This window comes from Peptoniphilus sp. HMSC075B08 (assembly GCF_001815405.1).
Lineage (GTDB): Bacteria > Bacillota > Clostridia > Tissierellales > Peptoniphilaceae > Peptoniphilus_A > Peptoniphilus_A harei.
In genome coordinates this window covers 19695-41883 of record NZ_KV820426.1, presented here as the reverse complement: position 1 = coordinate 41883, position 22189 = coordinate 19695, and the positions used below count along the sequence as shown (strand labels likewise).

The following is a 22189-nucleotide window of genomic DNA, read 5'->3' as shown; positions in this document are numbered from 1 at the left end:
TTATGACTTAACATTCTATTTCAAAACAGGAGATAAAGATAGTCAAGATTCTAATGATTTCAAAGATAAAAGAAAAAATGCAAAAGACAATGATATTGATAAATTGTGCTCCTACAAGAATGACGAGGATAAAAAATTATGTTCCCAAGCAAAAGACAATGCATGTGGAGACTGTAGTATTGATGGCAAGAAAATAAGATAAGAGGTTATAAGACTGTTGAAATCAATGGCTTTTAGGATTTTAGAAGAAATCTTATAAGCCATTTTTCTATTTGGAAAATACCTTGCGGGAACATATTAATAGTAAAAATCGTAGGGGTGTGTAGACAGGATAGATATTTATAGGGAGAGTGAACAGAATAGATATTAGGACTTGACACATCAATTAATAAGCTGTAAAATATAAACAAGTTAGCAGATTAGCTAATAAAGTAATAGGAGGTAATCATGAACAATCACGAACTGACTTTTGGGAATTTTATTTCTCAGAAGAGAAAGGATTTAAGAATCACCTTAAAGGATATGGCGGACAGGCTTAATATTTCCTCACCGTATCTAAGTGATGTAGAGAAAGGAAAAAGAGATTCTTTTGACTTAGAGAGGTTGAACCAAATTGCTAAAATATTAAACTTAGATGAAGAAGAATCATCCATTATGATGGATTTAGCTGGAAAGCAAAGAAATACGGTGGCACCTGATTTGCCAGAATATATTTTAAAGACTAAAGGCTTAAGCGTAGCTTTGAGAAAGGCTAGAGACTTAGATGTTAAAGAAGAAGAGTGGATAAAATTCATTGAAGAAATTGAAAAAGAGAGGTAGGCATGTATCAATATAACTTCAACAAATCAAGTACAGGTGCTCCATTTATCACTTTAGATCAAATTGAATCACTGACCGAGAATATTCTCAATAAATATTGTCCTTCTGCAATAGAGAATTTTGAAGCAGTAGATATTGAAGGACTAGCAGAATTTGATTTAGGGTTTAATGTTGAGTATGCCTACTTATCTCATAACGGATGCTATGCAGGGATGATGGTCTTTAATGATGACCAAGTAATACGAACAATGAAAAGCCTAATGCCAAATGTTGAAACTGGACAATGGGAACTAGAATACCTTACAGATAGAGCCAATACTATTCTAATAGATAAACAATTAGACAATCCAAGAGATAAAGGGTTTAGAAGGTTTACCCTAGCTCATGAATGTGGACATGGAGTAATCCATCCGTGTGTATTCTATAGAGATCCAAACCAACTATCTTTTTTTAATGAAGAAGAAAAGCCTGCTTCGCTAGCTTGTCGAACTGGCGATGTTAATAAGAAGAAAAATAAACGCTGGGGATTTATGGATACAATAGAATGGCAGGCGAATACATTTGCTTCTTGTCTTTTGATGAATAAAAAAGCGATTATAAAGTATTTATACTATCTAGGTTATGATAAGCATATTAAGGATGAGACTTATCTATTTGATTTCATCATGAAAGTATCAGAGCAATTCCAAGTATCAAAAACAGCAGCATTAGTTCGATTAAAAGTATTAGGCTATGCACCTAATGACTTTGAATTAACAAAAGAACTATATAACGAATTTAGTTTTTAAAATATAGCTTAGCTATATTTTTTTAAGAAAGAAATTAGCAAAGAAGCTAACAAGGAAAGATAAGGAGGTATTATGGAACAAATGGCATGTCCAGTCTGTAAAAAGAGATTTTTTGATGTATCAAGAATTCCTTTAGAGAAAATAGAGATAGCAGCAAAATGTCCACATTGTGGGAAAATCTCAACACTGGAAATATCAAACAAAAATAAGAAAAAACCATACCGAGCAAAGAAGTAAATGTAACTATCAAATAGCCGGATGAGTATTCAAAAGGAAACTCATCTGGCTATTTTTATATTAAGGAGGTGATCCTATAGAAATAAGAAACAAAGAAGGAAAAAGAGTCTGTGATATTAGTGAAGACAAGAAAAAGCTAACTATCAGACGAGGTAAAAGTACAACCATAGCCTATGTAGTTAAAGGCGAAATTAAAATTTTAAATAAGTAAAAGATATCCGCAAGAACGCTAGACGGCAGTCGGAAAACCAAATCATGGTTTTCTATTGCCGTCTTTTTTTGTTTTTACGGATGGCCTTCTTGTGGATCTAGAGATTTTGCAAGGAGGCAAAAGATGGCAAAGAAAAGATATTTAGAAATAAATGGCAAAGAAATCGAAGTTAGTGAAGAAGTCTACAAAGAATATATGAAACCAATCTGGAGAGAAAAAAAGAGAATCCAAAGAGCTTATAAGAATTTAGAAGAACTACAAGATAAAGACAGAATTAAAACAGTGGCTGAGAAAAATGGAAACTATGTCCAAGCAGGAAGTTTAGAAACAGGCTTTGTCGAAACAAAAGAATATGGTCTTCCCTTATCCCTTGATGTTGCTGAAGAAGAATACGACTTTGAAGTAACTAGCGTTAAAAATACTGAGGACATAGTAACGTACAAACTTCTAGAAGAAGCATTCTTAGAAATCATTAGTGAATTTTCTGAAAGAGATAAAAAAGTTCTAAAACTACTTTTTCTCTACGAAATGAAAGAAAGAGAAGTCGCAGAAGTAGTAGGAATATCCCAAAAAACAGTTAATAACATCAAAAATAAGCATTTACCAAAGATTCAAGAAAAATTAAGACCATGGAAAAAATAATTACTCAAAAACTAATTAGATGTCCTAAGGAATATGAGGGAAAGATTTCTTCTCAAAATGTTACTCAAAATCGAAGTGATTGTCCCAAGGAGTATGAGAGGAGAAATCTTACTCAAAAATTTAATGAATGTCCCAAGGAATATGAAAGGAGGAACAAAGTGGACTTAGTAAAAAACGAACAGATGGCAGAAAGTTTAATAGCCATCTCAATTGTTGCCAAGAAGATAGCTAAGGAATTAATGCAACCAGAGAAAGGAGAAAAAGATGTCAAGAATAAAGCTACTAATGGAAATCAAAGAAGATGCAGAGAATCTTGCATCTAGTATAGGTGTCCTTCTCACAGCATTAGAAAGTGATGAGGAACTGCCTAAAGAAGAAAAGGTAAAGCAAGAAGAAAAGACATATGAGATTGAAGATGTTAGAAAGATACTAGCCGATAAATCAAGATTAGGTCATACAGCTAAAATAAGAGAACTCTTAGAAAAGTATGGGGCTAAAAAGTTATCTGAAATTGATCCAAGTAAATATAAAGACTTGGTAGCAGATGTGGAGAAACTCTAATGAGTGCTCACGCAATATTGTCTGCCTCAAGTAGTTCACGTTGGATTCACTGCCCACCAAGCGTTAGGCTTTCTCAAAAATATGCAGATGAGGTTAGTCCTTATGCGCTTGAAGGCACATCGGCTCATGCCTTAGCAGAGTATAAACTAAAGAATTTATTAGGCTTGAATATCAAAAATCCTACTGATGACTTGGATTTTTATGATGAAGAAATGGATGAGCTAACTGAAGGATATGCCTCATACGTAGCAGAAGTTATAAGTAGATACGAAAGCCCAGCCGTCTTTGTGGAAGAAAGACTTGACCTATCAGACTATGTTAAAGAGTCATTTGGAACAGCTGACTGTGTAGTTGTTGGAGGAAAAGAACTTCATGTAATAGATCTAAAGTATGGTCAGGGAGTTTTAGTAGATGCTAAAGATAATTCACAACTCATGTTATACGGACTTGGTGCATTGACTCTCTTTGATGGAATTTATGATATCGAGAAAGTAGTACTTCACATCTATCAACCAAGAAGATGCAATATCTCAACTTATGAAATTAAAAAGATAGAACTTTATGAGTGGGGAGAATCCGTACGAGAGATAGCGGAGAAAGCATATAGAGGCGAAGGAGAATTCTCTTGTGGAGAATGGTGCATATTCTGTAAAGCTAAGAATAAATGTAGGAAGAGGGCAGAAGAGAATCTGAGACTAGCACAAGAAGAATTTACCCTACCACCAGAACTATCAGATGAAGAAATTGAAGAGATTCTACCAAAACTAGATGAACTGGAACAGTGGACCAAAGACATTAAGGCCTACGCTTTGGAAAGAGCGATGAAAGGTCATAAGTGGAAGGACCTAAAACTTGTCGAAGGTAGATCTAATAGAAAATACCGAGATGAAGATGAAGTTATTAACAAAGTAAAAGAACTGGGATTCAATCCCTTTGAAGAAAAGTTACTTGGCATCACAGCAATGACCAAGTTATTAGGAAAGAAAGTCTTTGATGAAAATATCACCGACTTATTAGAAAAACCAAAAGGAAAGTTAACCTTAGTAAGCGTTAGAGACAAACGAGAAGAAGTAAAAATTGACAATGTTAAAGAAGAATTCGGAGGTAAATAATATGTCAAATATCAATAAAACAAAAGTAATTACAGGTGAAGTTAGATTAAGCTATGCGAATGTTTGGGAACCAAAGTCAATCAATGGTGGTAAGGAAAGATACTCAGTATCCATTATCATCCCAAAGAGTGATCAAAAGACAATCGAAAAAATTGAAAAAGCAGTGGATGCTGCTATTGATGAAGGGCTTTCTAAATTTAATGGAAAGAAACCAAATAAAAAGTCAATCAAACTTCCATTAAGAGATGGTGACACAGAAAAAGATGATGAGGCTTATGCAGATGCATATTTCTTAAATGCCAACTCTATGACAGCACCTCAAATTGTGGATAGAAACGTAGAACCAATCTTAGATAGAAGTGAAGTCTACTCAGGAGTTTATGCAAGGGTATCTCTTAACTTCTATGCCTACAATGTAAATGGAAATAAAGGAGTGGCCGTTGGCCTCGGAAATATTCAAAAACTAAGAGATGGTCAACCTCTAGGAAATAGGTCTAATGCAGCAGATGACTTCGATGCTATGGACGATGATGAAGATTTCTTAGCATAGGAGGTAGAAATGGACTATTTAATTACAGCAATAGTTTTAGCTATTTGGTCCTTTTTATGGTATAAGCTTGGATTTTTACAAGCTCAGCTAAAAGAACTAGATAGAGATATCAGAAAAATAGAAAAACAAATAAAAGAAGATAGAAAAAATAATTTAGCAGAATTAACAAAGCTTAGTGACAGCTATGAAGAAATTGTCCATAGATCTTGAGACCTATTCTTCAGTTGATTTAGGCAAAAGTGGTGTATACAAATATGCCGAGAGTGAGGATTTTGAAATCCTCCTCTTTGCCTATTCTATTGATGATGGAGAAGTTAAGGTCATAGATTTGGAAAGTGGAGAGATTATTCCTGAAGAAATATTATCAGCTCTTAGTGATGAAAGTGTAGAAAAGTGGGCCTTCAATGCAAACTTTGAAAGAGTGTGTCTATCAAAATTTCTTGGAGAAAGATTAGAACCTCAAGGCTGGTATTGTACCATGATTTGGTCAGCTTATCTTGGTCTACCTCTATCTCTTGAAAAAGTAGGAGAGGTTTTGAAGCTAGATAAGCAAAAGATGAATGAAGGCAAGGCCCTTATAAGATATTTTTCCATTCCATGTAAACCAACTAAGGCAAATGGTATGAGGAAAAGAAATCTACCACATCACGATTTAAAAAAGTGGTCTACCTTTAAGGAATATAACCAAAGAGATGTGGAAACAGAAATGGCGATTAAGAAAAAACTATCAGCCTTTCCTATGCCTCAATCAGAATGGGAAAACTACTGGATAGACCAAAACATCAATGACAGAGGAATCTTAATTGATGAATCTTTAGTCGATTCAGCTATTAAATTTGATGAAATATTACGAGAAGAAAATATGGACAGAGCCATAGAATTAACTGGTCTTGAAAATCCAAATTCCCCCTTACAGCTAAAAGGATGGCTTAATAAAAAAGGCTTAGAGATAGACTCCTTAGCTAAAAAAGATGTAGAATCTGCTCTTAAAAATACTGAGGGAGATATAAAAGAAGTATTGGAACTTAGACAAGAATTATCTAAGTCTTCAGTTAGAAAATATGATGCTATGAAAAATGTAAAAGGAAAAGATAATCGCGCAAGAGGTCTGATCCAATTCTATGGAGCAAATAGAACTGGAAGGTATTCAGGCAGGCTTATTCAAGTTCAAAATTTAAGAAGGAACAATCTAAAGGATTTAGACCTTGCAAGGAGTCTTGTAAAAAATAGAGATTATGAAACTATGGAAATTCTATATGATTCACCATCTGATATCTTATCCCAATTAATAAGGACAGCCTTTATACCAAAAGAAGGAACCAGGTTTATTATTTCAGACTTTTCAGCAATAGAGGCCCGTGTCCTCGCACGGCTTGCAGGAGAACAATGGGTACTGGATGCCTTTAAAAATGGAGAAGATATCTATTGCAGAACAGCATCGAGGATGTTTGGAGTGCCAGTTGAAAAGCATGGAGTTAATGGTCATCTTAGACAAAAAGGAAAGATAGCGACTTTAGCTTGTGGTTATCAAGGGGCATTAGGTGCTCTAAAAGCAATGGGTGGAATTGAGATGGGTTTATCTGAAGATGAACTTCAATCAATAGTTGATTCTTGGCGAGAGGCTAATCCAAATATAGTAAGTCTTTGGTGGGACATAGATTCAGTCGTAAAAAGAGTTGTAAAGACTAGAACTAAAGAAAAATATAAGAGCCTAGTTATTAGCTATGAAAAAGGCATTCTTTTTATAGAACTTCCTTCAAAAAGACGACTAGCTTATCCAAAGGCAAAAATAGGGATGAATCGATTTGGTGGAGAGTCAATAGTTTATGAAGGAATCGTAGTAGGAAATAAATGGGACAAGATAGAATCTTACGGCGGTAAATTTGTAGAGAATATAGTTCAAGCAATAGCCAGAGATATTTTAGCAGAGGCTATGATGAGAATTGAAAATGAAGGATTTAATATCGTCATGCATATTCATGATGAAGTTGTTATAGAAAGCGATTCATCTAGTATCGAGGAAGTAAATGAGATTATGTCCATAGTTCCTATCTGGGCACCAGAACTTATCCTAGATGCAGATGGATTTGAAAGTGAATTTTATAAGAAAGATTAATGGAGGTTTATTCATGTTTTATGTGAAAGAAAAAATCAATGATTCTATGGAAATAAGCATTGAAATAAATGATGAGAATGTCTTTTGCACCTGTCCAAAGTGCGGAAAAGAAGTTCGAGTCGATTTAGTTGAAGTATTGGAAGATGGCAATTTATTTTCTACTCAAGTTTGCTGTAATACTTGCAGTGAAACAATGAGGGATATTTATGAATAAAGAACTAAACAAAAGGAGTGGGTGCAAGGACCCCACTCCTTATCAAACAATTAAAAATGCAGAGAAGAGATACTATCCCTTGGTATATATCTGTAGTCCATTTTCTGGAGATGTTGAAAATAATGTAATTAAGGCAAGAACTTATTCTCGCTATGCTTTGGATAAAGGAAATATTCCCATAGCACCACATCTACTATTTCCACAGTTTATGAGTGATGAAAGTGAGAGAAGACTTGCCATGCATTTTAATTATGTCCTTTTAGGAAAATGTGAAGAAGTCTGGATCTTTGGTGACAACATAAGTCCTGGAATGGCTGAAGAAATAAGAGTTGCTGAGAAGAGAAAAATGAAGATTCGATATATAAGGGAGGTAGCCTAATTGAAAATATATACCTCAAATCAAATAGGAGTTGAGTCAAACTGTGTTTATCCAAATGAGGTCAATGCAGTAGATGTTAGGTCTTTTGAGAAAGCTGCGAGTTTTGACCATGTAATGGCTAAGTATAAAAATTCATACAGGTCCAACGATAATTTTATAGAGTCAGAATGCATTCCCATGGATATAGACAACGACCATTCAGAAAATCCAGATGATTGGATTTCAGCTAATGATTTAAAGAGAATATTTGACGGAGTTAAGTTTGCCATAGTTTATAGCAGAAACCATAGAAAAGAAAAGAATGGAAAAGCTGCAAGACCAAGGATGCACATATATTTTCCAATACCTAAGATTACAAATCTTGATGACTATGTAGAATTAAAAGAAAAATTGGCAGAGACTTATACTTTCTTTGATGGAAATGCTTTAGATGGAGCGAGGTTTTTCTTTGGAGTAAAGAACCCTGCTGTTGAAATAGTTAGGGGAAGGAAATATATAACTGATATTTTGAAAGATAACTTTGAAGACTTTGATAATTCTCAAGACTTGATTCAGCAAGGCTCTAGAAATTCAACTATGAATCATTTCGCTGGTAGGGTTCTAATTCGATATGGAAAGACAGATGAGGCAAGAGAATTATTTGATAAAAAAGCCAGCCTTTGTTCTCCACCACTCCTAGATGATGAACTTGAACAAATATGGAGGTCTGCTTGTAAATTCTATAAAAAGGTTGCAGCAAGTGAAGATTATGTACCTCCAGAAGAATACAATGAAAGATATGAGGAATATAAGCCAGAGAAACTTACAGATATAGCAATGGCTGAAATCTTTACTAAGCACAACAAAGATAAAGCTATCTACACCATATCTCAAGGCTGGCTTTATTGGACGGGCAAGAAGTGGGAAGATTCTGAACTAAAAGTAATGAGTCTTTATATGGATACTGCTAAAAAAGTTCTAGAAAATGCAAGCATTGAATTTAAAGAGACCTATCAAGAATTAGCAGATGCTGAAATGATGGGAAGTAAGGAAGAAAAAGCACAAGCAAAATTAAAAGTAAATAGTGCAAAAGCCTATCTCAATTTTGCTAAAAAAATGAACGACCACGGAAAAGTATCTGGAATATTAAAACTAGCTAAGTCTTTGTTAGAAGTTAAAAATGAAAAACTTGATGCAGATGCTTTTATTTTAAATACACCTGTTGGAGTTATTGATTTAAAAACAAGTGAAATAAAAGAGCATGACCCGTCTTACTATTGTACGAAGATGACTGCCCTAGCTCCAAGTAAGGATAATATGGATATGTGGATAGATACTTTAAGGGATGTAACTGGTGGAGATGATGAGTTTATTAATTTCTTGAAGTTCCATGCAGGGTCGACATTAATAGGTCATGTTTATGAAGAAGCACTCCTTATAGCTTACGGAGATGGAGGAAATGGGAAGTCTACAGTCTTTAATTCAGAGGCTCACGTTCTTGGAGACTATGCAGGTAAAATCCCAGCTGAGTCTTTAACAACAAGAGCAAAGAATGTGAAGGTTGATCTTGCAGAGTTATGTGGCAAAAGATTTATTCTAGCCTCTGAAACAGAAGAGGGTCAAAGACTGTCAAGTTCTATGCTAAAGCAGATAGCAAGTGTTGATGATATTTCAGCAGAAAGAAAATACTATGCACCCTTTTCATTTACGCCAACGCATTCTACTATTCTCTATACAAATCATCTACCAAAGGTGGGCTCTAATGATCGAGGAACCTGGAGAAGAATTGTGGTGGCTCCATTTTCTGTTGCCATTAAAAATCCTAAGACAGACTATATAGATAAGCTTATAGAAAAAGCAGGAGGAGCAATTCTACAGTGGATGATTGAAGGAGCAAAAGAATATATAGATGCAGGCTTTAAATATCCTAAGTGTAATGTTGTAGATGATGCAAAAAGATTATATAAAGAAGAAAATGACTGGATAAACCATTTTATTTCAGATAAATGCATAAAAGGAACAAATTATAAAGAAATGAGTGCAAGGTTATATCAAGTTTATCGTGAGTGGGCTGGTTCAAATGGAGAATACATTAGGAATAATAGAGATTTTTCACGAGCCCTTATAGCAGAAGGTTATGAAAAGAAAAGGACGAATAGGGGAATTGAATGGGGCGGTATAACCATCAATGATTTAATGGAGTCGGAAGACGACTTTTTATAAATGCATCTTAGTGTAGCATTTATAGGCTAAATAAAGATGATTGTAGAGAAAAAAGTTTTTCTTAATTAATGAAAAATGTATACACTAAACTACAAAAAGACATGACTATTTACACTTGACTTAATAGTAAAATGGCTTAATATACGCATTTTGTATGGTGTGAATAGTTATAGCCTACTTTCTTTTATATATTATTTTTATTCTCTCGTGTAAAAGGTTTATATAAAGCTACACTATACAACACTTAAAAAAATGGAGGATTTATGAATTTCTATAACTACATGATGAAAAATCACTTAAATGAAAAGTCTCCAAGAGGAGATTTAGCAAGAGATATGAAGGAAGATAGAGACTTTCCTAAATATAAAACAGGGAAATTTAAGGGCTGGAAAAGATTGATTAAAAATTATTTAAAAAGCCAGGGTGCTTGTTATGATTGTATGACGACTTTTGAAGAAGCGTGGAAGGAGTATGAAAATTGCGAGAGAAAGAGATTGAATCTGCCCTTGTTAAAAGAGTAAAAGAGAATAAGGGTCTTTGTCTTAAATTTACATCTCCTTCAATGACGGGAATACCAGATAGGATAATACTCCTACCTAAAGGAAAGATCGGATTTGTAGAAACAAAAAGACCTGGAGGAGAACCAAGACCAATCCAGAAAAAAAGAATAAGGCAATTTAAAAACTTAGGTTTTAAGGTTTATGTTCTTGATTCCAAAGAAAATATCGATGAAATAATAAAGAGAATCGGAGGTGACTAATTGGAATACACTCCACATAAATATCAAAACTATGCTACTGAGTTTATTAAAGAAAATCAAGAATCAGCACTTCTACTTGACATGGGTCTCGGCAAGACGGTTATAAGCTTATCAGCTATAAAAGATTTACTCTTTGATTCTTTTGAAATTTCTAAAGTTTTAATCATAGCACCACTAAGAGTTGCCAGGGACACTTGGAAGGAAGAAATAGAAAAATGGTCTCACCTTGATATCTTAGAATATTCAGTAGCAATAGGAAGTGAAAAAGAAAGAATAAAAGCATTAGAAGAACAAGCAGATATTTATTTAATCAATAGGGAAAATGTAGACTGGCTAATAAATAAGAGCGAACTACCATTTAACTACGACATGATCGTAATTGATGAACTATCATCCTTTAAATCTCATAGGTCAAAGAGGTTTAAAGCTTTGATGAAAGTTAGACCAAAGGTAAAAAGAATAGTTGGTCTTACTGGAACTCCATCATCTAACGGCCTAATGGATTTGTGGGCTGAGTTTAGACTACTTGATATGGGAGAGAGACTCGGCAGATTTATTGGTCAGTACAGGGAAATCTACTTCAAACCAGATAAGAGAAATGGACCAATCATATATTCCTACAAATCACTGCCTTTTGCTGAAGATGCAATCTATGAAAAGATATCAGATATCACAGTTTCTATGAAAGCTGAAGATTATCTAAAAATGCCAGAAAAGATAAGCAATGAAGTTTTTGTAAATCTATCAGATAAAGAAAGAGATATCTACGAGACCTTAAAAAAAGACTTGGTAGTTAGTATTAAGGATAAAGATATAGATGCAGTTAATGCTGCAGCTCTTTCTAATAAGTTACTTCAAATGGCATCGGGTTCTGTTTATGATGAAGATAAAAATATGATTCATATACATGATAGAAAGCTTGATGCTTTAGAAGATTTAATAGAGGGTGCAAATGGTAAACCTACTCTAATAGCTTATTGGTATAAGTCAGATTTAAAAAGAATTAAAGACAAGTTTGATGTAAGAGAACTTAAGACAAGTGGGGACTTTAAAGAGTGGAATCAAGGCAAAATTCCAGTTGCCATTATCCATCCAGCATCTGCTGGCCATGGACTTAACCTACAAGCTGGAGGTTCAACCCTTATTTGGTTTTCTCTTACTTGGTCTTTAGAACTTTATGAGCAAACCAATGCCAGACTTTATAGGCAAGGGCAGAAAGAAACAGTTGTGATTCATCATATCTTAGCAAAAGGAACTATTGATGAAGATGTGATGAAGGCATTAGAAAATAAGAATAAAACACAAGCTGCACTTATAGATGCAGTAAAGGCAAATCTAGAGAGCTGATGTCATAGAATGTCACTATCAAAATTTGCTAAGATTAATACAAGAGTAGAAGTTATATGGATAACTTACCTCAAAAACTTATGGAGGTAAGAAATGAATGCAAAAGAATATTTAAAACAAGCTTTTTATTTAGACAAGAGAATTAACAGCAAGCTGAAGCAAGTTGAAAGTTTAAATGCACTAGCTACAAAAGCTACATCGACCTTATCAGATATGCCTAAGAGTCCTAATAGAGGATCATCAAAACTTGAAGATACTATTGTTAAGATCATAGACCTTCAAGAAGAAATTAATAGGGACATAGATAAGTTGGTGGATTTAAAGAAAGAGATCGTAAGAACAATAAAAAAGATTGAAGATAAAGAGCTTCAAGTCGTTCTAGAAAAAAGATATCTTTGTTTTGAATCTTGGGAAAAGATAGCAGTTGAAATGAATTACTCAATTCAGCATATTTTTAGATTGCATAGTAAGGCTTTAAAAAATATAGAAGTATAAAAAAATCGGGTGACGCATAAATGCATCACCCGAAAAACTTTCGTTTTCAATTCGTGTTTTTAATATAATACTTTTTTTAAAACTTATCCAGGATATCGTGGTGTCCAATATCTAAAAGAAATATCAATTCATTATTTTCATAGAACCAAATAATTCGAATATCCATATTAACAGAAGATTCCCATATTCCATCCGTACCTTGGATTTTCTTAGTTCTTAAAGATGGATGAGTAGGATTTTCTACGAAAAATTTAAGTTTCTTTTTCGTTTGTTTCTTTTCAGTATCAGATAGTTTTTTGTAATGTTTTTTAAAGGCCTTAGAATAAGTAATTTTATAGGGCATTACTTGTCTAACTCCTCAAATAGAGAGTCGATAGAATCAAAAACAGGTTGAGTCCCATTTTTTATAGATTCTTTAATTTCTTTTACTTCAGCTTTTAAATTTTTTATGACATGCTCTGGATAGATTGCAACTGGAACAAGTACAATTTTTCCGTTATCTTCTATGACTTCAAATTGGTCGCCTTGATTTAATTCCATAGAGTTTACTATGTCTTTTGGGATAGTGACTTGTGATTTAGCTTTTAATTCAACTAACATAACAAAACCTCCTTAGTTAGAAATTCATACTTTCTAACTAAATTATATTTTCTTCTGAGAAAAAAGTCAAGTGGAGAGTAAAGTTGATAGAATGAGAGTAAGTAGTTGTAGTATAGTTAAAATAGCAAAAGAATAATTAATAGAGCCTTGGAGATTTAATCTTCAGGGCTTTCTTTATGGAGTGATAAAGTGCCGAGAAAACCTAAGAGACCATGTTCACATCCAGGTTGTCCTGAATTAGTTGATGGACGATTCTGCAAGAAACATGAGAAAGAATACAACAGAAACTATGAAAAATATAAAAGAGATCCTAAAACTCATAAGCGTTATGGAAAAGCATGGGGAGTTATTAGAAAAAGATATGTAGCAGAACATCCACTTTGTGAGATGTGTTTAAAAGAAAATAGAATGACAAGGGTAGAGGAAGTACATCACATACTTCCTCTTTCTCGTGGTGGAACTAATGACGAAGACAATCTTATGAGTCTTTGTAAATCTTGTCACTCAAAGATTCATGCAAAGAGTGGAGATAGTTTTGGAGGATAGTTTTCCGTGGGGAGGGGGATGTAAAATCTCCACGACTGATTTCCCTACCAACGGTGCCGCCCTCTCACACACAAAAAAACGGGTTCAAAGGCCCTATTAAAGAAGATAATAAACTAGGAGGTGATAGTATCGCTAAAGACGGAACATACAGAGGTGGAAGAAGAGTAAAAGCAGGAGGGAAACCACAGCCTGCTGCTGAAAAAATAGAAAAAGGTAAAAAAGTAGAAATACTAATGAATGATATTCCAACATTCACGCCAGAAGAAATAGATGCTGTTGACTTACCAGACGGAGCAGTCCTTGATGGAGCAGATATGCCAACACCTAGTGACTATCTATCTGCAAAACAAAAGAATGGCATACCATTAGGTGCAGATGAAATATATAAAGAGACTTGGAGTTGGTTAAAACAGAGAAACTGTGAAAACTTAGTAAATCCAAGATTATTAGAATCCTACTCCCAGGCTTTTGCAAGATACATTCAATGTGAAGAGGCAATAAGTCAATTTGGACTTTTAGGAAAGCATCCTACTACGGGAGGAGTTATTGCATCTCCATTTGTACAGATGTCTAGTCAGTTTCAAAAGACAGCCAACCTTTTATGGTATGAAATTTATGACATAGTGAAAGAAAACTGCACGGAAGTATATGAAGATTATGGAGAAGATATGATGGAAAAATTACTAAGGAGTAGAAAGTAAGGTGATTAAATGTTTGAAAAAGTAAATCCAAAGCACCCTGACAAACAGGCAGATTGTATTGCAGGTGCAATTGTAGATTTAGCATATAAAGAAAAGGAGAACCCTAAAATTGCAGTTGAGGTTTTGCTTGGTCATGGTGATTGTCATGTGATTATTGAAACGGACTGCAAGTTAGATGTTGAAGAAATCAAATCAGCTATTAATAGAATAGCAGGAGAAGTAAAAGCCAATATAAAAACTGTAGAGCAAGACATTCACTTATCGAACAATCAAAAAGAAAAGATTAGATGTGGGGATAATGGAATCTTTAAGGGAGTACCCACATCAGATGAAGAAAATAAATTATCTTTAATTGCTCGTGAAATCTATTCTAATTATCCCTACGATGGGAAATACATCCTCGATGGGGATAAACTTATTATTTGTCAGTCAAATGTATCTACAGAAATCTTAAAATCAATTTATCCAAGAGCAATTGTAAATCCATTGGGGGATTGGACTGGGGGGTACAATGTTGATACTGGAGCAACTAATAGAAAACTCGGTTCTGATATGGGACGAGCAGTAACTGGTGGGGGTCTTCATGGTAAAGACCTATCCAAGGCTGATGTATCGGTTAATATTTATGTCCACCTAAAGACACAAGAAGAAAATAGAGAAATTGAATTATCCTGTGCAATCGGGGATGAAACTGTTGATGGTAGACCATATTCTGAAATTGTAGAAATTGCTAGAAACTACATTAACTCTATTGGTGGTTTTGAAGAATTTGCTAAGTGGGGGCTTATATGATTACAACCAAAGAAATGAAATTAGTTGATATTGAAAAACTTGTACCCTATGTAAATAATGCAAGAACTCACTCACAAGATCAGATTAATAAACTACGCTCATCAATTCGAGAGTTTGGTTTCATCAATCCTGTAATTATTGATAAAGACTACGGAGTGATTGCTGGTCATGGAAGAATTATGGCGGCAAAGGAAGAAGGGATAAAAGAAGTACCTTGTGTCTTTGCAGACCATTTAAATGAGGCGCAGAAGAAAGCCTATATCTTAGCTGATAACAGAATGGCTCTTGATGCTGGTTGGGATGAAGAACTACTAAGAGTAGAAATTGAATCTCTAGAAGATTATGGTTTTAATGTAGAACTTACTGGTTTTTCACCAGATGAGTTATCAAGTCTTTTTGACCTTGGTGTAGAGGCTGAAGATGATGACTTTGATGTTGAAGAAGAACTAAAAAAACCTACTTTTTCAAAGACTGGAGATATTTGGACTTTAGGTAGTCATAAAGTTATTTGCGGTGATTCTACTCAATGGGAGACTTTTGAAAAGCTGCTAAATGATACAAAGGTCAATCTGGTCTGTACCGATGCACCCTATTTTGTAGATTTGAAAAACAAATCGGGAACAATCAAAAATGACAATCTTAATGATGAGGAAGCCTATGAATTTTTAATGAAGGTCTTCACAAATTTTAAAGAGGCAATGGCCAAAGATGCATCTATTTATGAATTCTATGCAACAATGAAAGCGAGAGTATTCTATGATGCCTTTGAAGATGCAGGTTTTAAAGTTGGTGCAGGACTTATTTGGAAAAAGCCTAGAGCTCCTTTTATGAGGACAGATTGGAAATTTAATATGGAGCCTATTATTTTTGGTTGGAGAAAAGATGGAAAGCATAACTGGTATGGAGATCAAAAACAAACAGCAGTCTTTGAATTCGATGGAATTAAAGATTCAGAAAAAGAAGGATGTGGTCATCCATCATCAAAACCAGTACCTCTCATTGCCTACCTAATTAAACAATCTACACAAACGAATGGCTTAGTCCTTGATGGATTTTTAGGAAGTGCATCGACTCTGATTGCCTGTGAAGAACTTAATCGAATCTGCTATGGAATAGAGATAGAGCCAAAATTTGTTGATGTAGCAGTTAAAAGATATTTGAATTTAGTAGGTAGTGATGAGGAGATAAACTTATTAAGGGATGGCAAAGAGTATAAGTATAAAGATGTTATTAATCTGACTTGATATAAATCAGTATTTGAGTGATGTATGTTTATGAGGTGATTAGATGATTTCAAGGGAAATCATACAAAAATTAAAAGAAACTTATTCTGTAGGTACAAGAGTAAAACTAATCCAAATGAAAGATGACCAAGCACCTCCAGCTGGAACTTTAGGCACAGTTTATGGGGTGGATGCCATTGGATCAATCCTAGTAAAATGGGATAATGGCTCAACATTAAATGTAATTTTCAGAGTGGATAGAATAGAAAAAATATCGAGTAAAGGTTGAAATATAGCCATTATATCCCTTAATTAACTTGACTTATTTTTGACAGTACGGTTATATGTACATACAAAAAAAGATAAGGAGAAAAATATGGCATACAAATACATGAAAACACAGGAAGATTTAAATGAGTTAATCGGCTCTTCAGCAATTACAATGCTTGGACTTTATGAAGGAGAAAATGGAGACTTAGCTTTCCAAGATTATTTAAAAGACTACCTTGAAGATGACACTATTTACATCACAATGGGAAAAACAATTAACGAATTTTACGAAACTAACCTTCCTGAAGATTTAAGAATAGTAAGTTTAAAATACAATAAGCTTGGAAGACTTCCAATGATAAGGCTTGAGATTGGAGCAAAGTGGTTTGACGACTTTATAGATAATCTTTAAAAAGATTGAAAAATAGCCGATTTATAGGCATAAAAGACTTGACTAATACTCTCCTATACGGGAATATGTGTACAACAAAAGCAAAGGAGAGTAAAACCATGAAAAAAGACCTTTTAGAAAGATTAGAAACAGAAGTCAAAGCTTGCAAAAGATACGCAGAAAACTCAATAAAAAAATCAAAAGAAGGCAAGATTGGAGCAGCCATTAACCTTTTAGATATAGCAGGAACAGCAAAGAAATGTGCAGATCAACTTCATGAAGAACTTTGGAAAGAGTCACAAGGAAACCTAAATGAAGAAGAATTTCAACTTTTTGCAGAATCAGAAACACTAGAAAGAGAACTTAAAAAATCTTACAAAGAATTAAACACAGCAAGACAAAGATAAAAATAAAATTCCAAATAGAGTTTAGGCTCTATTTGTCGTAGTAGAAGTCACAATCAGGTGGCTATTTTTTATGCCTATTTTTCAAGGAAGGAGGTCAAATGAAATATAAACCAACTAGATTTATGCTTGAAAGCTCACGTTATGATAAAAACAAAGCAGACTATGCCGTCACCTTTATAGAATGTCTGAAGCATACAAAGGGTAGATGGGCAGGTAAAGATTTCAAGCTTATTGACTGGCAAGAAGAAATCATAAGAGACTTATTTGGAATTGTAAAAGATACGGGATATAGACAATTCAATACTGCATATATTGAAATACCAAAGAAGATGGGAAAGTCTGAACTTGCAGCTGCTGTAGCACTCCTCCTTACTTGTGGCGATGGAGAAGAAAGAGCAGAAGTTTATGGATGTGCTGCCGATAGACAACAAGCAACCATTGTCTTTGATGTTGCAGCTGATATGGTAAGAATGTCTCCAGCACTTTCTAAGAGAGTAAAGATTCTAGCATCTCAAAAGAGAATGATATATAAGCCGACTAATTCTTTCTATCAAGTTTTATCTGCAGAGGCTTATTCCAAACACGGATTTAATATTCATGGTGTCGTCTTTGACGAACTTCATACTCAGCCTAATAGAAAGTTATTTGATGTAATGACAAAAGGCTCTGGTGATGCAAGAACCCAACCCCTATATTTTCTCATAACAACTGCTGGAACAGATACAAAATCAATCTGCTACGAAACACATCAAAAAGCAGTCGACATACTTGAAGGAAGAAAAACTGATCCAACTTTTTATCCCGTGATTTATGGAGCAGATAGAGAAGATGATTGGACTGATGAAAAAGTATGGCATAAGGCGAACCCTTCTCTTGGAATAACTGTACCAATAGAAAAAGTAAGACAAGCTTGTGAATCGGCTAAGCAAAATCCAACTGAAGAAAATGCCTTTAGGCAACTAAGGCTTAACCAATGGGTCAAGCAAACAATTAGGTGGATGCCTATGGAAAAATGGGACCTATGTAATTTTGCTATTAATGAAGAAGAATTAAAAGGTAGAGTTTGCTATGGTGGACTTGACCTATCATCTACAACGGATATTACAGCCTTTGTTTTAGTCTTTCCTCCAATAGATGAAGATGATAAATATCAAATCATTCCTTACTTTTGGTTGCCAGAAGATAATCTTGATATAAGAGTAAAAAGAGATCATGTGAACTATGACCTATGGAAAAAACAAGGCTATATTATGACAACAGAAGGCAATGTAGTCCACTATGGCTTTATAGAAAAATTTATAGAGGACTTAGGTGAGATATATAACATTAGAGAAATTGCCTTTGACAGATGGGGAGCAGTTCAGATGGTCCAAAACTTAGAAGGCATGGGATTTACAGTCGTTCCTTTTGGTCAAGGATTTAAAGACATGTCTCCGCCAACAAAAGAATTAATGAAACTAACTCTCGAAAGAAGAATAGCCCATGGGGGTCATCCAGTTCTAAGGTGGATGATGGATAATATTTTTATACGAACTGACCCTGCTGGAAATATAAAAGCAGATAAGGAAAAATCTACAGAAAAGATAGATGGAGTAATTGCTACAATCATGGCCCTTGATAGAGCGATAAGATGTGGAAATGATACAAGTGAATCAGTTTATGATGATAGGGGATTGATTGTTTTTTAATCTCGCTATTTTTGATTTATCATAGCCAAATTTATTAAAATGGCGAAATTAATCTCGCCAGCATTGATTTATATACGCCATATACGATATAATGGCGAGGAAGGTGGTGATAGAACATGAGAGAATTTAATTATTCAAAGCTTTTAAATTTAAATATACCTGCAAAAATGTATGATTTAATATCAAAGATCTATGAATATAAAGGAAAACAGGAGCTATACGTAGCTAATTTTTCCGATGTTCTCGATAAAATGATAGAGGTTGCAAAAATTCAGTCCACTAAATCATCTAATGCAATAGAAGGTATTTCAACAAATGATACCAGACTAGAAGAGTTGATGAATAAAAAAAGTGAACCTAAGAATAGAAATGAAGAAGAAATATATGGTTACAGAGAAGTTTTAGATATCATTCATGAAAACTATGACAATATAGAATTCACAAAAAACAATATTTTGACCCTACACAATAGGCTTTATTCTTATTCAGGGGAAAGCCATAAAGGAAAATTTAAAACAATGGATAATAGCATCGTTGAAGTAAATTCCCTTGGTCAGAAAAAAGTAAGATTTCAGCCTGTATCAGCTTTTGAAACAGAAATATATATTGATAGAATGATTGAGGCTTATAATGAAGCTGTTAGTTTAGAAATCCCGCCATTACTTCTAATACCAACTGTGATTCATGATTTTTTATGTATCCATCCATTCGCTGATGGAAATGGTAGAATGTCAAGGCTATTAACTCTGCTACTACTCTATAAAAATGGATTTTTTGTAGGAAAATATATTTCACTAGAAATGATTATTGAAGAGACAAAAGATATTTACTATGAAGAATTGCAAGCTTCAAGTGAAGATTGGCATGACGGTACGAGTGATGAATTACCATTTATAAGATATATGCTTTCGGTCATCTACAAAGCATATAGCCAGTGTGATGAAAGATTTAAACTAATAGCAGAAAAATCTATAACTTCTTCAGATAGAGTGATGAAGATATTTGATAATTCCTTAGAACCATTATCTAAATCAGATATAGTAGTACTTTGCCCAGACATTTCTCAAAGAACTATAGAAAGAGCATTAAAAGAATTAAAAGACAGTGGCTTAATTAAACAATTAGGTAGCGGTAGAGCAACTAAGTATATTAAATTTTAAAGCTATTAGCATCTACAAAAGTAGGTGCTTTTTTCATACCTACTTTTAAGGAGGTGGTAATATAAACATTTTAAATTTAATATTCAAGTCGAGAGACAAACCTAAAGACGGGGAGAGGATATCTTCATCGTCTTTTTTATTTGGGAGAACAACAGTAGGAAGAAATGTCAACGAATTTACTGCCATGCAAATGACAGCAGTTTATTCATGTGTGAGAGTTCTTGCTGAAACATTAGCAGGACTTCCTCTCCACTTATATAAAAGAGGAGACTCCAATTCGAAGGAAAAAGCAAAAGACCATGCCATATATTTTCTTTTACACGATGAACCAAATACTGAAATGACTTCATTTGTCTTTAGAGAAACATTAATGACCCATCTATTACTTTGGGGTAATGCCTATGCTCAGATAATTCGTAATGGAAGAAATGAGGTTATTGGCCTCTATCCACTAATGCCAAACAAGATGACTGTAATGAGAAGTGAAGATGGAGAAATCTTCTATAAATACAATCACAAATCAGAAGAAGTTTATCTTTTAAAAGAAGATGTCCTTCATATACCTGGACTTGGTTTTGATGGTCTTATAGGATACTCACCAATAACCATGGCTAAAAATGCCATTGGTATGGCTATGGCTTGTGAAGATTATGGAGCGTCATTCTTTCAAAATGGCGCACAACCAGGTGGAGTTTTAGAGCATCCAGGTATTATTAAAGACCCAGAAAGAGTTAGAGCGTCGTGGAATGCAGCCTTTCAGGGGCCTAAAAACGCCAACAAAGTGGCTGTACTTGAAGAAGGAATGAAATACCAACCCATAGCTATAGCACCAAGTGAGGCCCAGTTTTTGGAAACTAGAAAGTTTCAGTTAAATGAGATAGCAAGAATATTCAGAATACCACCTCATATGATTGGTGACTTGGAGAAGTCGTCATTTTCAAATATAGAACAGCAGTCACTTGAATTTGTTAAATACACCCTCGATCCTTGGATTGTTCGTTGGGAGCAATCTTTAGAAAGAGCACTACTAACAAAGAAAGAAAAGGAATCCTACTTTATTAAATTTAATCTTGATGGACTTCTAAGAGGAGACTATGAATCAAGAATGAATGGATATGCTGTCGGAAGACAGAATGGGTGGATGAGTGCAAATGACATAAGAGAATTAGAAAACCTAGATAGGATATCGGCTGAAGAAGGTGGTGACCTATACCTTGTAAATGGAAATATGCTACCGCTTGATAAAGCAGGTAGTTTTTATCAGCAGAAAGGAGAAGAGATAAGTCCTAATGAAGAACAATAAAATATTTTGGAATTGGAAAAAGGATTCAAATGAACTCTATATAGATGGAGTTATAGCAGAAGAGTCTTGGTTTGATGATGAAATCACACCAAGGCTCTTTTTTGAAGAATTAAAAAATAAAAGTGGAGACATAACTGTGTGGATCAACTCCCCTGGTGGAGATTGTATAGCTGCATCGAGAATTTACACCATGCTTTTAGAGCACAAGGGAAATGTGACCATAAAGATTGATGGACTTGCAGCATCAGCAGCATCGGTTATTGCCATGGCAGGAACTGAAGTATTGATGAGTCCAACATCATTAATGATGATTCACAACCCTTTAACTGTAGCTATTGGTGACTCAAAAGAAATGCAAAAAGCCATGGATATGTTAAAGGAAGTTAAGGAATCAATCATCAATGCCTATGAGATTAAGACGGATTTATCTAGAGAAGAGATTTCTAATCTAATGGATGGAGAGACTTGGTTTGATAAGAACAAGGCTATTGAGATGGGCTTTTGTGACGGAACTCTCACTGACAAAAGAAAAGATGAAAAAGTTACGAACATGGTCTTTTCAAGACGAGCAGTCACAAATTCACTCTTAACAAAGATAAATAAAGATGTAAAGACTCATTCAATGAGCGAAGTAGAAGAAAGATTAAACAAAATTAAAAATACTTGGAGGTAATT

30 protein-coding genes and 1 pseudogene are annotated in these 22189 nt (G+C 34.3%); 29 read left to right on the top strand and 2 right to left on the bottom strand.

Features of this window, described 5'->3' with window-relative positions:
- The 18 genes and pseudogenes from HMPREF3023_RS00445 to HMPREF3023_RS00365 all read left to right on the top strand — a co-directional run.
- Window positions 1-202 (top strand): annotated as a pseudogene (locus HMPREF3023_RS00445) (recombinase family protein); the annotation flags it as partial.
- A gap of 245 nt (window positions 203-447) precedes the next feature.
- Entirely contained in the window at window positions 448-819 is a 372-nt protein-coding gene (locus HMPREF3023_RS00440) for a helix-turn-helix domain-containing protein (RefSeq protein WP_010242474.1), read from the top strand.
- Window positions 820-821: 2 nt separating this feature from the next.
- The gene (locus HMPREF3023_RS00435) at window positions 822-1607 is read left to right on the top strand and encodes an ImmA/IrrE family metallo-endopeptidase (RefSeq protein ID WP_070699902.1); all 786 of its coding nucleotides are present in this window, start codon (window positions 822-824) and stop codon (window positions 1605-1607) included.
- A gap of 72 nt (window positions 1608-1679) precedes the next feature.
- Window positions 1680-1844, top strand: a complete 165-nt coding sequence (locus HMPREF3023_RS09395; protein ID WP_002834910.1) for a hypothetical protein — start codon at window positions 1680-1682, stop codon at window positions 1842-1844.
- Window positions 1845-2178: 334 nt separating this feature from the next.
- Window positions 2179-2697 (top strand): sigma-70 family RNA polymerase sigma factor, encoded by a 519-nt coding sequence (locus tag HMPREF3023_RS00430; protein WP_070699901.1) that lies wholly within the window; start codon window positions 2179-2181, stop codon window positions 2695-2697.
- A 158-nt stretch (window positions 2698-2855) separates the two neighbouring features.
- On the top strand, window positions 2856-3020 hold the full coding sequence (locus tag HMPREF3023_RS09390) for a hypothetical protein (protein ID WP_168165788.1): 165 nt from the start codon (window positions 2856-2858) through the stop codon (window positions 3018-3020).
- Window positions 2962-3258 carry a hypothetical protein gene (locus HMPREF3023_RS00420; protein WP_070699899.1) on the top strand — a complete coding sequence of 99 codons (297 nt, stop codon included), beginning with the start codon at window positions 2962-2964 and terminating at the stop codon, window positions 3256-3258. Before HMPREF3023_RS09390 ends, HMPREF3023_RS00420 begins: the two co-directional genes overlap by 59 nt.
- Window positions 3258-4370 (top strand): DUF2800 domain-containing protein, encoded by a 1113-nt coding sequence (locus tag HMPREF3023_RS00415; RefSeq protein WP_070699898.1) that lies wholly within the window; start codon window positions 3258-3260, stop codon window positions 4368-4370. The genes HMPREF3023_RS00420 and HMPREF3023_RS00415 overlap by 1 nt, the downstream gene beginning before the upstream one ends.
- A 1-nt stretch (window position 4371) precedes the next feature.
- Window positions 4372-4920 (top strand): DUF2815 family protein, encoded by a 549-nt coding sequence (locus HMPREF3023_RS00410; protein ID WP_004835183.1) that lies wholly within the window; start codon window positions 4372-4374, stop codon window positions 4918-4920.
- Between the two features lie 9 nt (window positions 4921-4929).
- Complete coding sequence (locus tag HMPREF3023_RS00405; protein ID WP_002834902.1) at window positions 4930-5130, top strand: hypothetical protein; 201 nt, start codon at window positions 4930-4932, stop codon at window positions 5128-5130.
- Entirely contained in the window at window positions 5105-7036 is a 1932-nt protein-coding gene (locus HMPREF3023_RS00400) for a DNA polymerase (protein WP_070699897.1), read from the top strand. Before HMPREF3023_RS00405 ends, HMPREF3023_RS00400 begins: the two co-directional genes overlap by 26 nt.
- 13 nt (window positions 7037-7049) lie before the next feature.
- Window positions 7050-7250: a hypothetical protein gene (locus HMPREF3023_RS00395; protein WP_070699896.1), complete on the top strand. Its 201-nt coding sequence runs from the start codon at window positions 7050-7052 to the stop codon at window positions 7248-7250.
- Window positions 7243-7629, top strand: a complete 387-nt coding sequence (locus tag HMPREF3023_RS00390) for a DUF7768 domain-containing protein (RefSeq protein WP_070699895.1) — start codon at window positions 7243-7245, stop codon at window positions 7627-7629. Before HMPREF3023_RS00395 ends, HMPREF3023_RS00390 begins: the two co-directional genes overlap by 8 nt.
- Window positions 7630-9831: a phage/plasmid primase, P4 family gene (locus HMPREF3023_RS00385; RefSeq protein ID WP_070699894.1), complete on the top strand. Its 2202-nt coding sequence runs from the start codon at window positions 7630-7632 to the stop codon at window positions 9829-9831.
- 263 nt (window positions 9832-10094) lie between these two features.
- The gene (locus HMPREF3023_RS00380) at window positions 10095-10352 is read left to right on the top strand and encodes a sterile alpha motif-like domain-containing protein (protein ID WP_070699893.1); all 258 of its coding nucleotides are present in this window, start codon (window positions 10095-10097) and stop codon (window positions 10350-10352) included.
- 41 nt (window positions 10353-10393) lie between these two features.
- The gene (locus HMPREF3023_RS00375) at window positions 10394-10591 is read left to right on the top strand and encodes a VRR-NUC domain-containing protein (protein WP_246829155.1); all 198 of its coding nucleotides are present in this window, start codon (window positions 10394-10396) and stop codon (window positions 10589-10591) included.
- Complete coding sequence (locus tag HMPREF3023_RS00370; protein ID WP_070699892.1) at window positions 10592-11938, top strand: DEAD/DEAH box helicase; 1347 nt, start codon at window positions 10592-10594, stop codon at window positions 11936-11938. It abuts the gene before it with no gap.
- Between the two features lie 93 nt (window positions 11939-12031).
- A complete protein-coding gene (locus tag HMPREF3023_RS00365) occupies window positions 12032-12433 on the top strand; it encodes a DUF1492 domain-containing protein (RefSeq protein WP_070699891.1) in 402 nt (133 codons plus the stop codon).
- A gap of 76 nt (window positions 12434-12509) precedes the next feature.
- Here the strand turns inward: HMPREF3023_RS00365 and HMPREF3023_RS00360 are convergent, their stop codons facing one another.
- Window positions 12510-12776, bottom strand: a complete 267-nt coding sequence (locus HMPREF3023_RS00360) for a type II toxin-antitoxin system RelE/ParE family toxin (RefSeq protein WP_070699890.1) — start codon at window positions 12774-12776, stop codon at window positions 12510-12512.
- Complete coding sequence (locus HMPREF3023_RS00355) at window positions 12776-13033, bottom strand: AbrB/MazE/SpoVT family DNA-binding domain-containing protein (protein WP_002834889.1); 258 nt, start codon at window positions 13031-13033, stop codon at window positions 12776-12778. Before HMPREF3023_RS00355 ends, HMPREF3023_RS00360 begins: the two co-directional genes overlap by 1 nt.
- Window positions 13034-13222: 189 nt before the next feature.
- On the opposite strand from HMPREF3023_RS00355, the gene HMPREF3023_RS00350 reads away from it, so the two are divergent.
- The 11 genes from HMPREF3023_RS00350 (at window position 13223) to HMPREF3023_RS00300 (ending at window position 22187) form a co-directional block, all read left to right on the top strand.
- The gene (locus tag HMPREF3023_RS00350) at window positions 13223-13579 is read left to right on the top strand and encodes an HNH endonuclease (RefSeq protein ID WP_070699889.1); all 357 of its coding nucleotides are present in this window, start codon (window positions 13223-13225) and stop codon (window positions 13577-13579) included.
- Window positions 13580-13707: 128 nt separating this feature from the next.
- On the top strand, window positions 13708-14280 hold the full coding sequence (locus HMPREF3023_RS00345) for a P27 family phage terminase small subunit (protein ID WP_210400898.1): 573 nt from the start codon (window positions 13708-13710) through the stop codon (window positions 14278-14280).
- A 9-nt stretch (window positions 14281-14289) separates the two neighbouring features.
- Window positions 14290-15072: an S-adenosylmethionine synthetase N-terminal domain-containing protein gene (locus HMPREF3023_RS00340; protein ID WP_070699887.1), complete on the top strand. Its 783-nt coding sequence runs from the start codon at window positions 14290-14292 to the stop codon at window positions 15070-15072.
- Window positions 15069-16316, top strand: a complete 1248-nt coding sequence (locus tag HMPREF3023_RS00335) for a site-specific DNA-methyltransferase (protein ID WP_070699886.1) — start codon at window positions 15069-15071, stop codon at window positions 16314-16316. The genes HMPREF3023_RS00340 and HMPREF3023_RS00335 overlap by 4 nt, the downstream gene beginning before the upstream one ends.
- Window positions 16317-16359: 43 nt before the next feature.
- The gene (locus tag HMPREF3023_RS00330) at window positions 16360-16584 is read left to right on the top strand and encodes a DUF4314 domain-containing protein (RefSeq protein WP_070699885.1); all 225 of its coding nucleotides are present in this window, start codon (window positions 16360-16362) and stop codon (window positions 16582-16584) included.
- A gap of 87 nt (window positions 16585-16671) precedes the next feature.
- Window positions 16672-16977 carry a hypothetical protein gene (locus tag HMPREF3023_RS00325; protein ID WP_049690770.1) on the top strand — a complete coding sequence of 102 codons (306 nt, stop codon included), beginning with the start codon at window positions 16672-16674 and terminating at the stop codon, window positions 16975-16977.
- 98 nt (window positions 16978-17075) lie between these two features.
- Entirely contained in the window at window positions 17076-17363 is a 288-nt protein-coding gene (locus HMPREF3023_RS00320) for a transcriptional regulator (protein ID WP_070699884.1), read from the top strand.
- 98 nt (window positions 17364-17461) lie between these two features.
- Window positions 17462-19051, top strand: a complete 1590-nt coding sequence (locus tag HMPREF3023_RS00315; RefSeq protein ID WP_070699883.1) for a terminase large subunit — start codon at window positions 17462-17464, stop codon at window positions 19049-19051.
- A 116-nt stretch (window positions 19052-19167) separates the two neighbouring features.
- Window positions 19168-20211 carry a Fic family protein gene (locus HMPREF3023_RS00310; RefSeq protein WP_070699882.1) on the top strand — a complete coding sequence of 348 codons (1044 nt, stop codon included), beginning with the start codon at window positions 19168-19170 and terminating at the stop codon, window positions 20209-20211.
- Between the two features lie 61 nt (window positions 20212-20272).
- Entirely contained in the window at window positions 20273-21514 is a 1242-nt protein-coding gene (locus HMPREF3023_RS00305) for a phage portal protein (protein WP_070699881.1), read from the top strand.
- Window positions 21501-22187: a head maturation protease, ClpP-related gene (locus HMPREF3023_RS00300; RefSeq protein WP_070699880.1), complete on the top strand. Its 687-nt coding sequence runs from the start codon at window positions 21501-21503 to the stop codon at window positions 22185-22187. Before HMPREF3023_RS00305 ends, HMPREF3023_RS00300 begins: the two co-directional genes overlap by 14 nt.
- Window positions 22188-22189 lie beyond the last annotated feature (2 nt).